Source organism: Alcanivorax profundi (genome assembly GCF_003597125.1).
GTDB classification, from domain to species: domain Bacteria; phylum Pseudomonadota; class Gammaproteobacteria; order Pseudomonadales; family Alcanivoracaceae; genus Alcanivorax; species Alcanivorax profundi.
In genome coordinates this window covers 20,379-33,645 of the sequence record NZ_QYYA01000006.1, presented here as the reverse complement: position 1 = coordinate 33,645, position 13,267 = coordinate 20,379, and the positions used below count along the sequence as shown (strand labels likewise).

The following is a 13,267-nucleotide window of genomic DNA, read 5'->3' as shown; positions in this document are numbered from 1 at the left end:
CTGGCCGGGCCGCCGGCACGGTGTCGACCAAAGCCGACCCCTTGATAATGGTCCTCAAGGGGGAAGGATGGCAAGGGCCAACTGTGAGAAATTTGTATCTCACCGGCGAACAAGGCCGACAGCCGGCACTGTTTGTAACCATGGGATGAGACAATGCCGACAGTCATGGCGAAAAGACTGTGCTAGATTGCTGAAAAACCATTGAAAGCCTGAATTCGGGGGAACGATGCGCCGCGTAGTTGTGATGCTGTTGTTACTGGTGATGGGCCAGTTGCATGGGGGCGAGCTGGACAAGGATCTGGCAGATTTCAAACGGGATGTACTGGAAGTGAACAAGCGCCTGCTGCTGCTGGAGGAAGAGTTGTTGTTCCCGGCGGATACCCAGGTGGGGATCTATGTCTCCCTGGATGTGGGGCACTTTTTCCAGCCAGACAGTATTACCCTGGAGTTGGACGGCGAAGTGCTGGCCAGTCATCTTTACACCGAAAAAGAAATTCGGGCGCTGATGAATGGCGCGGTGCAACGACTGGCGCTGGCTAACGTAAAAAACGGTGAGCATGAGCTGACAGCTTTCGTGACCGGTACTGGTCCCAGTGGCCGGGAAATCCGTCGTGGGGTAAACGGCCAGTTCGAAAAAGCCCATGGCCGTCATTTCATTCAGCTGCATATCGAAGATGACGAGTCAAAGCAGCAGCCCCGTTTTCGCTTTCGGGACTGGCGCTGATGCGTGGTGTGTTCTATCTGCTGCTGCTGTGCAGCAGTCTGGTTTGGGCGCGATTGGATGAACCGCACAAGGTGGAGGAGCCCGCCTATGGTGAGGTGGCCTATCTCTATTTGCAGGGCGATTACTTCGCGGCCTTGACCCGGGCGCAGATGGCACTGGAGCGCGGTGAAGTGCAGGTTCATAAGCCTGAGCTTCAGGTGTTGCTGGGTGCCATGTATAGCGCTTATGGCATGCCGGAAGATGCCCAGCAGGTGTTTGATTCGCTGCTCGACAGTCAGGTTAGTGATGGTGTTGCCCAGCGGGCCTGGATTCATCTGGCGGGTCTTTACTATCGACAGGGCAAATACAAGCAGGCGCTGGCAACCCTTGAGCAGCAGGTAGGGGAGCAACCTCCCGAGGCGTTGCAGGAGGTGTTCTACAGCCTGCGAGCCAAGATTTTGATGCGTTTGGGGAGGTATGAAGAGGCGGCTGAGTCTTTGGATGCTTTCTCGGAAAATCACCCGCTCAATGCTTACCTTCGCTATAACCTCGCCATCAGCTGGATCAACGGCGAGCATCCCTCTTTGGGGCAGGAGTGGCTTTGGAAGTTGGCCAACCTGCCGCCCGGTAGTGCAGAGACCAACGCGATCAAAGACAAGGCCATGTTGGCTTTGGCCATCTACATGTTGCGCAGCGAACAACAGGATCGCGCGTTGCAACTGCTGAGCAATGCCCGTCTGGAGGGACCGTTCTCGGATATTTCCCTGCTGCTTTATGCCCGCGCTCTGCTGTTGGCCAACCAGCCAGGCAAAGCCTTGCCTGTGTTGCAGAAGCTGGATCAGGGGTCGATTCAGCGTGCCACGGTTCAGGAGGCTCAGCTGGCCATACCTTACCTGTATGAGTCGTTGAACAATCAGAAGGCGGCAAGGCAGGCATTCGAAACTGCGCTGGACCGTTTTGACAAGTTGGATACCTACCTGGTCGAAGTGGAGGCGCAAATTGCCGGTGGCGAATGGTTTGCTGAGATGGTTGGCTCGCCGCGCTGGTCCACGGCCATGGATCCAGTGCCCGCTTTCTTGCCTCAGCGGGTGAGCAGTTTTCCTACCTTTTACGAGTGGTTCGCTACTGCGGAATTCCAGCAGGGCTGGAATCAGTATCATGAGTTGATGCGTCAGCGGAATCTGCTCAGCCTTTGGCAGCAGAAGATGCCGGGCCTGTACACGATGCTGGCAGCCCATGAACGCAAGCACAACACCTTGCGCCCGGAAGCAAAAGCTTTGTTGAAAGATCTTGCTGGCCAGGATTTTCAGGGGCAGATGACCCGTCTGGAACGTCGTTTTAGCGAGGCGGTCGAGTCCCAGGATCCGCTCCCGTTTGCCACGGATCGCGAGCAGAAGCTTTGGACTGCCCAGCAGCAGGCGAGAGAGCATACGCAGGGGTGGGGGCAGCAGGCGCGCCCGGATATGGTGGAGAAGCTGGACTTCTACAAGGGCGTGTTGCTATGGGAAATGCAGCAGGACATTGTTCCCAGACAATGGGACCGTGAGCGTGAAATCAAGCAGATAGAAGGTCTGCTTGAAGAAAACCGCCTGCTGCGTAGCCGCGTGCTTTATGCCACCTACAGAGTCGATCGCCTTGAGGTCTTTCAACGTGAGCTGCCGGAGTTGGAAGCGGAACTTTCCAATTTGCAAAAGCGGGGCGAGAGGCTGATGCGCCGCCAGCAATACGGTTTGCAGGCATCGGCGTATGAGCAGGTAACGGCAACCCGCGCCCGGCTCAAACGGTTCTCGGCTTCCGCCCATGAAGGATTGGCGGACCTCTATCACCGGGCCTTGCGTGAGCGTCGCGGGTCACCCGCACCAGTGGAAGGCCAGGGCCTCGAATCTCTGCAAATCCAGCCTTAAACGGCACCCTGACAGGAGGCATGCCCGGCGGGCATGCTTCAGCGTCAGTCTGATGAGGGAGGCGTAGCCGTGGCAGGGGCAGCCAGGTCGTTGGAGTAGCTTACCTTGCCGTGCTGATCGATCAGGATTGCCGAGGTGTTGGGTAGTCTGTCGATGAGTGCCAATCCCTTTTCCTTGCCGAGGATAAATACACTGGTTGACAGGGCATCAGCATCCACACTGTTGTCGCACAGCACGGTAACACTGACCAGTTCCCCGACACTCTTTCCCGTCTTTGGGGAGATAATGTGGTGGATGCGTTCGCCATCCTGAATGAAGTATCGCTGGTAATCGCCAGAGGTAGACATGGCGACATCGGAAATAGGGAGTCGCATGGCAATGCCGCTGCGATCGCGCGGGTGTTGTATGCCGACTTCCCAGGGGCGACCACGGTGGTCTCCCAGCACATAGCTGTCACCGCCCAGTGACAGCCAGGCATGTTCCACCCCTGCGGCTTTCAGCAAGGCGATCCCTCTGTCGATGGCGTAACCTTTGGCGATCCCGCCCAGATCGATGCGTGTCCCCGGGTCGCTGAAACGCACCTGATGGTTATCCAGTAACGCTATCCGTGAAGCACCGATATGCCGTGTGGCACGCTTCAGTGCTTGAGCATCAGGTGCCTTGCCTTTCCGGTAGTCATACAGGTGGCCTGCACTGGCGAAGGTAATGTCAAAGGCGCCGTCGGTGAGCTGGTAATAATGTGCGGAGCGTTCCAACAGGCGATAAAACTCGGCACTGATGGTTTGCGGTTTACTGGCTGCCAGTCGGTTGAGTTGTGCCAGTTCGCTGTCTTCTACCCAGGGGGACAACAGCTGATTCAGCCGAGCCATTTCGTTTTCCAGGGTCCGGAATAGCGGCGCCGCAGGGGTTGGGGACCACAGGGTTACGCTGGCACGGGTTCCCATGATGTCCCATTGATGCTGTTGCCATTGAGCAAAAACGGGCATGCAAAGAGCGACAAGAAGGCTGCCGGCCAGCAGGCGGGCAGAGGGTCGAAAGGCCATGGTGAGGGTCACCTTTACATTGTCAGTGAGCCGACCGCGGGGCCGGCAGGCAGGTAGGCGAGGGATACCTTACCTTGCCGCCGACAGGGCTCAGGGTCGCTAGATAGTACCACTGACAATGGGTTCAAAGGCGGTTAGTCGATCCATGGATGCCGCATTACCCAGGCTGTGGTTAGGGAATTTGCTGGCAAATTGCCCTTGCTCTCCATGCAGAGCCAGGTAATTCAGCCACACCACCTCGGCCAGCAGGTTCACGTTGTTGGCTGCCGGGCTGCCGGCGGTTTCCACGGAGGCGTCGGGTCGCATCCAGCCGATTTGCTGCTGATCGTTATTTAGCGTGGGGCGTCCGTTGGGGCTGTAGACCAGAATGAACGACGCGGCAGTGGAGGAGTTGTCGCCGGTCCATTCACCCTTGCCCCTGCCTGCCTCAGAGTCATCAATGCGACCATTGCTGGAAACAGAGCCGTCGCTGAACACATAGATCATTAGTGGAACACCCTTGCGGCGGGCGTAATCCAGGCAGGCGCCCATGCAGCGCCCTGCGCGCAGATCGCGTTGCTCACCCGTGCCGCGTTCGCCGGTGTGGTAATCAAAGCCGCCCATGGAGATGCAGCCCGCTCCGGCATAGCCGTTGACGACCAATTTCATGATCGATGCGGTCTTCTGGAATTCCCGGTCCCGCAGTTCGTTTTCATCAAAGATGGCGAGGATGTCCAGGTCCTCCTCGATGTCCAGCTCAGCGGGGTCGCCAAAGCGTTCTGTGATATCGGCGGCTTCAACGTAGCCACAGCGCAACAGGTCCTCAAGATTGGCTCGTCGGTTACTGTCGGTGAGGCCGCTATCTAGCTGGTCGATACGCCGGTGGCTAATACGGGCAATGCTTTCCATCACGGACACTGCATCAGCCTGGTCCAGAAGGCCCACCAGCTTCCCGGTGTCCACCAGCCCGGTCACATCGGTCGCTCTGTCTACCTTGGTGGGACGGGCAGAGGCAATGATCGAGCCATCCGGGGCCATGGAGTTACCGCCTGATACCGAACTGCTGGAGCCAATCAGGGACATCAGTTCGCCATCGGCGCCTGCAGTAAAGATGCCGTACATGGGGTTGTGCGGATTATTGCCAGTATCGTTCTCCGAACGGGCAGGGATAACACACCCATTGGTGCTGGGCGCGGCGGCGGCGGCTTTTTCCATGATGCCTTGCAGGAACGGTGAATCGCTGTGGAAGGCCAGCCCCAGTTCCCGGTTTACTACGCCGGCATCGTTATTGGGGGCCATGCTGCCAGGCAGGCCCAGCTTGGAGTAGCCGCCGCTGGTGAGGAAATCTTCCTGGCCGCCCTGGCCGCCAACCAGCACATTGGAGCCAGCGATATTGGCGCCGCCTGCCAGGTCAAAGCAGATAAAGGGAATCTTTCCGGCTCCCGATGCGGCGATTCCGCAGGTTTCCTTCATGGCTTCCAGGCCACCACTGAGGGCCATGGCCTCACGCGGGTTGCTGAAAAGGCCAAATAATCCCACGGTGCCAAATGCTGCTCCGCTGACCAGCCCCCGACCCAGCATGTCCCGGCGGCTGACCGGTTTACCGTGACCGAGGTTTATCAGCGGCGCATCCGGGTGCAGGGGCTGCTGACGTTTCTTGAAAAAATGTCGTTTGATCATGTTTCGTCCCCTTTTATTGCACCAGCATGGTGGCACTGCCCAGCATTGCAGCGCAGGCGGCTTTGGTGGCAGTGGCGGTGCGTTCTATGCACTCCTCGTTGTCACCACTGCACTGCGTCAGATTAGTGGTGAACAGCAGGTCTTCCAGCTCGCCTTCCACCGCATTGCGTGATGGCTGATGATTCAGATCGAGACCCACCATGCGGTCAAACAATGGGGAGATAACACGATCACGCCATTGTTGCTCGGTAATGCTGTCTACCCGGGCGTTGTAGTTCATGCCGACGAACAACGGGGTCACACTGTTGTCGCCGTTGCGTTCGGCTTCGACCAGCGCGTTACAGTACTCGATGGCCAGTTGCGCAATACCGATTTGGTGAGCCGTCAGGAATGCCTCTATGTTTTCTTCGGTTGGCAGTTGCGTACGAAGGCGCTGGTAGGTGTCCGGGACGTCTCCGTATCCTTCGGGAACACCAGTAAGTTGGCTCATGGTGGCATTCACTTCGGCAAAGTCGCGAAGTCCAACACTGGGCTGTTCGCCGTACATGTTAGGCATCAGCGGCAAGGGAGTGGGCTCGGTGTAGACATTGGTGTGTTGGCCCAGTCGTTCGAAGGTCAGGAAGAATTCGTCGTTTTCCTGTCCCTGTTCTACCGGCAGCAACGTTCCGAGTCGTGACAAGTTTTCACCCTGTTCGCTGTAACCCTCTCCGCCGATGAGGGTTTCCAGCGTGGAGAAGGACTGGGCAACACCCGGAACACGGCCATTGATGCCAATACGAAGCCCTTCAAGCGGGGCTTCGTCCTCGACGATGTCCTGTTCCAGATTGATGAAGTAGGGTGCCGCAAAAAGATAGCTGTAGTTATCGAAGCGAGACACTTCGAATACCAGATATGCGCCTGGCTGATCGATCAGGTGACCGATATAGAATGGCAGGAAGTAACGTTCGCCAACCCCGGCTGCAAAGTTGGTCTGAACCTGTTCTGCGCTCAAGGCACGGTTATGGATCGCGGCGAAACGGATCACCCCTTCCCAGGGACGGTTGCTTGAGGCCTCGTTACCCAGCACCAGGGCAAAAGTGTCGTCCCAGGTATTCAGCAGGCCAGGGGGGGCTGGGTCCATAGCCCCGTTGAGCTCACCGTTGATGTAAAGCCGGCGACCATTGACCGGGTCGTAGGTTAGTGCGACATGTTGCAGGCTGGCCTGCAGCGGGTCGTCGTCCGTTGCCAGTACGGGCTCGCCGTTGGCGTCGGTGGCTTCTCCGATACGTTGATAAACCAGATAGTTGCTGGTGCTTTGCGCCAGGGTAAGGTTACGGGCATCGGGGCCGGCGGAATAACTGAGGATGTGGGCGTTGTCCTGGCCAGTGCTGGCGGGTACCAGCCAGGCTTCCAGGGTTAGCTCACCGGTGGCTGTGATCAGGTCGCTGAGCTTGCTGCTGGTGGCAGTGCTGCCCTGGGCTTTGGCAACGTTGCCATTCAGGCGAATGCCCCAGCCGCCTTCCCAGGTAACATCGCCGCTGAGCTGCAGATGCAAGGCCGGATCGACCCCTGAGGTGTCAAAGGCGGTGGTACCCTCGCCAGTCTTGAATTCGTAGCGAGCGATCACGTTGCTCTCGTAACGTCCGCCTCCTGCTGCCAGGGTGCCATCGTTGACGTTGAGCGCCTTGCTGAGAACCAGGTCTTCGTCCGGGGCTGTAGCCGTGATGCCATCGGCCATGGCCTGGATGGCATTTTCCATTTCCTGGGCATCATCATCACAGTCTGACCAGCAGTTATGGCTGTCTTCGCCGAGTCGTTCTACCAGGCGGCTGAGTGAAGGCTGGTTAAGATCAATTTTGCTCTGCGCTGCGCTGTAGGCTTCGTTGACGTCGTCGGAAGCCAGATAGGGACCTTGCGGAGTGCTGGCATCACTCTGATGACACTCGCTGCAGTAATCATTGAGCAGCGGGTATACCGTGGTCTCAAACAGGCCGGAATCAGAGGGGAAGTTCTTGCTGTTGCCGGGCTCCTTGATGGGAGGGGGATCCAGCTCTGTAGTGCCGCCGCCCAACCCCAGGGACTGCCCTGCCCAGGCGCTGATCCAGGTGCTGATCTGGTCGGCGCAGAATTGGGGATCGCTTTCCCAGCAATTGTGGCCACCAGCGACTTTCTGCACCATGCGCGAGGCGGAAGGCTGGTTAAGATTGATCAGTGGGTTGGCGGCGGCGTAGGCCGCATTAATGTCGCCGGTCTGGACAAAAGCCGGTTGCTGGTCGCGGTGGCAGGCGCCACAGCGTTGTTCTTCTACCAGGTTGTTCCAGATATAAATCTTGAATGCAGAGACGTCAGCACTGCGTGGTGCCGGCCCTGAATAATTCACGTTGTTGTTATTTGAGCCGGTGTTGGTGTTGGCTTCTGTGGAGGCACCACTCCCGCTGCCGCCACAGGCAGACAGCATGGACAAGGCTCCGAGCGCAACTGCGGTAAGTATCCAGTGTCGCATCGCTTAGTCCCCCATGCAGTAAACGGCCGCATCGGCAAACAGCGACTTCATGCGGTAGTTGTTGTTTTTGAAGGCCGTCGTCATGGAGGCCACTTGCTGGGTATCGGTGCTGTCTGCGGGTTTGCGAAGGCAAACGGCCTCGAATACTTTTTCTGCCTGGCAGGTGGCAAAGGTGTCACTGTGGGCGAGCTCGCGGCCAAGGCTGGCGGCGCCGTTTCCGTACCCCTGGCCAGTACTGTCCCAGCCCAGGTTGGCGTTGGTGCCTTCCCGCCAGTAATTGTCCCAGCGATCATCCGGGGTGATGTAGCCCCAGGGGAAATTGTTGCTGTTGATCAGATATTTGCCCTGGACCCGGGTTCCGGTGTCGGGGTCGCTGGAGGTGTTGTAAAGCATCCGCCCACCATCCCCTTCCTGGTCACCTTGCCAGTCGTAGTAGGCAAAAGCCTGGGCCATGGGATCCATGCCGCTATGGCAGCCGATACAGTTGTTGCGGAAGATCCGGCTGTCACCGCCTGGACTGCGACTGACATCTTGACGGATTCTGTCTGACGGTCGGTTCACGTCTTTGACCTGCTCCAGATCACGGCACATGTGATTCATCAGGGTGAAACGGAACATGGCCCGGTTGGTGCCCGCGTAGAAAAATGCCTGGGCCGCAGCCCGGCTGGTCAGTACCCCGGCAACGGCCTCTGCGGGCGTACCGTACTGAGACACCTGGCTGGTGGGCTGCAGAACCTCTTTAAGGTCCGCATGCTGGTTTTCCAGATTTCGGTAATGTGCGTTGTTGTCCGCCGCGGCTGCGGGGCTGGCGTTACCGACGTAGAGCAGGTCGGCGTAGAGAATGCGGCGAAAATCCACGTCGTCACGGATGGCACCGATCACCGTAGCGGTGTAATCGTTAAGCGGAACGAACACATCCTGGGCTTCATTGGTCCAGGGAGCGGCAAACTGCTTGAGTGTGACGTTGTAGAACGCTGGGTGTTCCATGGCGAGTTCGGCAGCGGCCTGGGGGCCGCCAGCGCCATCAATCATGCTCGCCATGGTATCCAGTGTGCTGGCATCTGCAGGGACCCCTGCAAGCCGGTTGTGTATGCGTTGTGCCTGATCGCGGCTGCTGGCCTGGCCCTGCGTGCTGAGCAGTAGCGCCATTGTGGCTAGCACGATCCCCCGGGTGCGTCTCATTGGAAGCATCCTCTTTTGTTGTCTTCTCTGTGCCGTCGCATTATGGGCGACAGGCAAGCCAGTTGTTACGACCGTTCAACAGAATTCCCGTATCCCACTGTTATTCTGTATGACATTCTGCATCAGGCTCTGTGATATGGGCCCCAGAAAACTAAGAATAAGTTCGCGATACTGACGTAAAACTAAGAAAGACGGATGAACGGGTGAAAACAACAAGCTTATCCGGACTTCTGTGCCTGCTGGGGGTGATCAGCGGCTGCGGGGGTGTGGACGGGGGAGAACAAGGCCAGGATCCTACCGTGACCGATATTCCGGTGGCGTACGTGGAACGTACCGTGCCGGTTGCGGACATGGAGATGGATATGGAGCCTGACAGCCTGGAGCAGCCTGCGGCCTTTATGGCGGGGGCGAGACTGATGGTGCGCGATGGGCTGTCGAGTGGCGCCGTGGCACGTGATATTTCGACTCCCCTGTTGGGTGGTGGTCACGATATTCGCGACCTGGTGGTCAGCCCTGCGGGCGATCGGCTGCTGTTTTCGGCTCGGGCCCCAGAGATCGAGGATGCGGATGAGGATGAGCAGCCCACCTGGAATCTCTGGGAATACGATTTCAATAGCCGGGTTGCCCGGCGGCTTGTCACCAGCGACCTGATTGCCGAACAGGGGCAGGACCGTTACCCCGCCTACCTGCCTGGAGGCGGTATCGTATTTGCTTCCACCCGTCAGCGTCAGGCCCGGGCCCGGCTACTGGACGAGGGCAAGCCCCAGTTCGCCCCCCTCGAAGAAGGCCGTGACAGCTACGCTTTTGCCTTGCACGTGATGGGTGAGGATGGCAACGATATCGAGCAGATCACCTTTAATATGAGCCATGACGTTGCACCGTTGGTGATGGATGACGGCCGCATTGTCTTCCAGCGCTGGGACAACAAGGATAACGAAGACCGGTTTGATCTTTACCGCGTTAACCCGGACGGTACCTCACTGACACCGCTCTATGGAGCTGATAGTCATGCTCGTGAAGATCAGGAAGACCGCCAGTTCCTGCCGATGACCATGATGGGGGATGGGCGTGTGCTGACGGCTGTTCGATTGAGGGAACTGGTCGCTGGCAATTCCCTGGTACCGGTGGCCATCGATGTGGCTCGTTTTGTGAACCAGGACACTCCTCTGTTTGGCATTGTGGGCGCTCAGGCTGAACAGCCCCTGCCTATTCCGGTGACGCGACTTTCGGGCGACATCACCAGCGGAACAGTTGCCGATGTCCTTGATCTTGGTGATGGTACGGGACGCTACCTGATGGCCTGGTCCCCTTGTCGTTTGCTGGAAGGGCAAACCCTGCGACCCTGCACCGACGAATATTTGTCGCAGGACTTGCCAGCGGCACCTCCTGCCTATGGGTTGTGGGTGTTTGACCCTGCGGAAGGCACCCAACGGCCAGTGGTAAACCCCCGCGATGGCTTGTGGGTGACGGAGCTTGCGGTCGCCACGCCACAGCCGTCTGCGGCGCCGGCAGTGCTGCCGGAGCGCGACGATGCGCTTGCTGAAGACAATATGGCAATGCTGGATATTCGCAGTGTTCATGACCGGGATGGTGCGTTCGCTACGTTTGATGGGGGAGTGGCAGGAGTCAACACTATTGCGGATTACCGCGATCCGAACCAGGTAAGTCCCGAGCAACGCGCGGTCCGTTTTCTGAGAATTACCAAGGGGGTACTGATTCCCGATGACGATGTTCGGGATATCAGTGGTGCCCAGTTTGGCCGGGCTCCCAATTTCGGAATGCGTGAAATCGTGGGGTACATCCCGGTTGAACCCGATGGATCGGTTCGCGTGCAGGTTCCTGCGGATGCTCCTTTAGGCCTTCAGTTGGTGGATGCGGAAGGCAAGGCCGTGTATTCCCGCCATGGAGCATGGATCAATTTGCGTCCCGGCGAGACCCTGCAGTGTCAGGGATGTCACAGTAACAACAGCCCGTTGCCCCATGGCAGGATTGATGGCATGGCGCCTTCTCTCAACGCTGGAGCCCCCTTTACCGGCCAGCCTTTCCCCAATACCCGCTCTGATGTGGTCGGTTTCGCGGATGCGGGAGAAACCATGGCGCAGGCGCTGACGCGCTTGTATCCCGAACGCGCCATGCCGTCGGTAGACCTGAGGGCATTTGACGCCTGGAGCGATCCCGCGCCAGATCCGGATACCGAAGTGTTGTTGTCCTACGAGGACCTGAACACCCCAACCCCGGTGACACCTGAGTGCCAGGGTGCCTGGGCGCCGGGCTGTCGGGCGACCATCCATTATGAGGACCACATCCAGCCGTTGTGGGATTTGCCCAGGGTCGCCGACGTCGATGGCTCCATGCAGGATGTCACCTGTTCAGTCTGTCACAACCGTCGCGATAGCATGAATGCCCTGCAGGTTCCTCCCGGGCAGCTTGAGCTCACTGGTGATCCCTCTCCGGATCAGCCGGACCAGCTGACCAGTTATCGGGAACTGCTATTCAATGACAACGAACTTGAATTGCAGGATGGTGCACTTGTAGACCGTTTGGTCATTGTCTTCGATGATGAAGGGAATATTGTGTACCAGACGGATGAAGAGGGTGAGCTGGTGCTGGATGGCGACGACAATCCTGTCCCTGTGACAGAGCCGGTACCCGTGGCGGCCGCTATTCGTGCAGGACAAGCACGCAATTCGGACCGTTTCTTTGATACATTTGCGGTTGATGGAGGGCATGAGGAATGGCTAAGCGCTCAGGAACTCCGTTTGATTGCTGAGTGGATCGATATTGGCGCGCAGCTGTATAACGATCCTTTCCGGGTACCGGAAAATTAATACAGCCTTGCGGCTGTCTATGAATAGAAAGGGGAGACGCACCCTGTGCGCCTTGTAGTGATCCTTTTGGCTTGTTGGCTGCCGCCGCTGCTGTTGGCCGCCGAGCCCGAGTCTGATGACGCCTTCGAGCGGGAATATGACGCCGTCCAGGTGAAAGTCTCGGACCCCTACGTGGAAGTTCACACGGGGCCGGGGCGGGGCTATCCCGTCTTTCATGTTGTGGAGCGCGATGCCCCGCTGACGATCCTGTACATGCGTGCGGGATGGTTAAAAGTGGAGACCGTTCGGGGGAAATCAGGTTGGGTTCCTCGCACCGCTCTTGCTGCCACTCTGGATGGCACCGGGGAAACTCCCGAGCTGGATGCTCTTGGGCACGAAGCTTTTCAGGAAGGCCACTGGCACGCTTCTGTCCTGGTGGGGGAGCTGGATGGTGCGACCTCCCTTGGTGTGGCTCTGGGTTACCGTTTTACAGAAAACCTCACTGGCGAGTTGATGTACTCGCAAGCCAGTGGCGATTTTTCGAATAACAACCTCTTTGATGTCAATGTGCAGCACCAGCTTTTCCCTCAGTGGCGAGTCTCTCCCTATGTGGCTCTCGGGACAGGAAGAGCGAGGATTGAGCCCCGGGCGACATTGGTCCAACCTGAGAATCGTGAGGAAAACTACGCTTTTGGTGGGATAGGGCTGAACGTGTATCTGGCACGAGGCTTTGTCATGAGGGGTGAGTACCGCAGCTATGTGCTGTTCACCGAAGAAAACGACAACCGGAATCTTGAAGAATGGAAACTTGGTTTCTCCGTCTTGTTCTGATCCTTGCCTGGATGACATCAGGCACTGTTTTTGCCGAAGGGACCGATGACCGTGAGTCGGTTGTGCGTGAGGCCTCTCCTGAATCTGTACTGGACCCGCGTATTGAACGACGCCGTATCCGGGAAGCCGAGATCGACACCGAAAACTTTGAAGCCGGAATTTACGCGGGACTGATCTCCATTGAAGATTTTGGTACCCAGCCAGTGATAGGGCTTCGTTTTGACTATCACCTGTCCGAGGATGTCTTTTTTGAGGCCGCCCTGGGGAGAGCCAAAGGGGATGAAACCAGCTTCGAAACCTTGAATGCAGGCGTGCAGCTGCTGACAGATGAGGAGCGGGAGTTTACCTATTATCAGGCATCAATTGGCTATAACTTGTTGCCTGGCGAAGCGTTCCTGACCCGTAATCGGGCTTTCAATAATTCGTTATTCCTGATTGGTGGTGCCGGGATGACAGATTTTGCCGGCGATGAATATTTCACCATCAGCGCGGGGGTTGGCTACCGGCTTCTCATCAATGACTTTACTGCCGTTCGCGTGGACATGAAGGACCATATCTTTACTCACGATATCTTGGGTGAAGACAAGACCACGCATAATCTGGAAATGACGGCGGGCGTGAGTCTGTATTTCTGAAAATAATAATCGGGGTGCGCA

General features: G+C 57.7%; 9 protein-coding genes. 5 read left to right on the top strand and 4 right to left on the bottom strand.

Translation table 11 applies throughout. The features are described from left to right. Nucleotides 1-226 precede the first annotated feature (226 nt). Together D4A39_RS15255 and D4A39_RS15250 are read left to right on the top strand one after the other, a co-directional pair. Nucleotides 227-724: a hypothetical protein gene (locus D4A39_RS15255; RefSeq protein ID WP_022983710.1), complete on the top strand. Its 498-nt coding sequence runs from the start codon at nt 227-229 to the stop codon at nt 722-724. Continuing rightward, a complete protein-coding gene (locus D4A39_RS15250) occupies nt 724-2,607 on the top strand; it encodes a tetratricopeptide repeat protein (protein ID WP_022983709.1) in 1,884 nt (627 codons plus the stop codon). The genes D4A39_RS15255 and D4A39_RS15250 overlap by 1 nt, the downstream gene beginning before the upstream one ends. 44 nt (nt 2,608-2,651) lie before the next feature. Here the strand turns inward: D4A39_RS15250 and D4A39_RS15245 are convergent, their stop codons facing one another. From D4A39_RS15245 to D4A39_RS15230, 4 genes are all read right to left on the bottom strand, one after another. Beyond that, nucleotides 2,652-3,650: an FAD:protein FMN transferase gene (locus D4A39_RS15245; RefSeq protein WP_119918512.1), complete on the bottom strand. Its 999-nt coding sequence runs from the start codon at nt 3,648-3,650 to the stop codon at nt 2,652-2,654. 99 nt (nt 3,651-3,749) lie between these two features. After that, nucleotides 3,750-5,309 (bottom strand): hypothetical protein, encoded by a 1,560-nt coding sequence (locus D4A39_RS15240; protein ID WP_022983707.1) that lies wholly within the window; start codon nt 5,307-5,309, stop codon nt 3,750-3,752. Between the two features lie 13 nt (nt 5,310-5,322). Continuing rightward, nucleotides 5,323-7,791, bottom strand: a complete 2,469-nt coding sequence (locus tag D4A39_RS15235; RefSeq protein WP_031225692.1) for a LamG-like jellyroll fold domain-containing protein — start codon at nt 7,789-7,791, stop codon at nt 5,323-5,325. A gap of 3 nt (nt 7,792-7,794) precedes the next feature. Beyond that, a complete protein-coding gene (locus D4A39_RS15230; RefSeq protein WP_031225691.1) occupies nt 7,795-8,973 on the bottom strand; it encodes a DUF1585 domain-containing protein in 1,179 nt (392 codons plus the stop codon). A 203-nt stretch (nt 8,974-9,176) separates the two neighbouring features. On the opposite strand from D4A39_RS15230, the gene D4A39_RS15225 reads away from it, so the two are divergent. The 3 genes from D4A39_RS15225 to D4A39_RS15215 are packed head-to-tail and all read left to right on the top strand — an operon-like array spanning nt 9,177 to nt 13,246. Then, nucleotides 9,177-11,801: an HzsA-related protein gene (locus D4A39_RS15225; RefSeq protein WP_022983704.1), complete on the top strand. Its 2,625-nt coding sequence runs from the start codon at nt 9,177-9,179 to the stop codon at nt 11,799-11,801. Between the two features lie 45 nt (nt 11,802-11,846). After that, on the top strand, nt 11,847-12,611 hold the full coding sequence (locus D4A39_RS15220; RefSeq protein ID WP_022983703.1) for an outer membrane beta-barrel protein: 765 nt from the start codon (nt 11,847-11,849) through the stop codon (nt 12,609-12,611). Then, nucleotides 12,581-13,246, top strand: a complete 666-nt coding sequence (locus tag D4A39_RS15215) for an outer membrane beta-barrel domain-containing protein (RefSeq protein ID WP_022983702.1) — start codon at nt 12,581-12,583, stop codon at nt 13,244-13,246. The genes D4A39_RS15220 and D4A39_RS15215 overlap by 31 nt, the downstream gene beginning before the upstream one ends. The last annotated feature ends 21 nt before the right edge of the window (nt 13,247-13,267 follow it).

Excerpts from the sequence above, each read along its gene's own strand:
- D4A39_RS15250 (WP_022983709.1), top strand. The coding sequence starts at position 724 with ATGCGTGGTGTGTTCTATCTGCTGCTGCTGTGCAGCAGTCTGGTTTGG.
- D4A39_RS15240 (WP_022983707.1), bottom strand. The coding sequence starts at position 5,309 with ATGATCAAACGACATTTTTTCAAGAAACGTCAGCAGCCCCTGCACCCG.
- D4A39_RS15245 (WP_119918512.1), bottom strand. The coding sequence starts at position 3,650 with ATGGCCTTTCGACCCTCTGCCCGCCTGCTGGCCGGCAGCCTTCTTGTC.
- D4A39_RS15235 (WP_031225692.1), bottom strand. The coding sequence starts at position 7,791 with ATGCGACACTGGATACTTACCGCAGTTGCGCTCGGAGCCTTGTCCATG.
- D4A39_RS15215 (WP_022983702.1), top strand. The coding sequence starts at position 12,581 with ATGGAAACTTGGTTTCTCCGTCTTGTTCTGATCCTTGCCTGGATGACA.
- D4A39_RS15230 (WP_031225691.1), bottom strand. The coding sequence starts at position 8,973 with ATGAGACGCACCCGGGGGATCGTGCTAGCCACAATGGCGCTACTGCTC.
- D4A39_RS15255 (WP_022983710.1), top strand. The coding sequence starts at position 227 with ATGCGCCGCGTAGTTGTGATGCTGTTGTTACTGGTGATGGGCCAGTTG.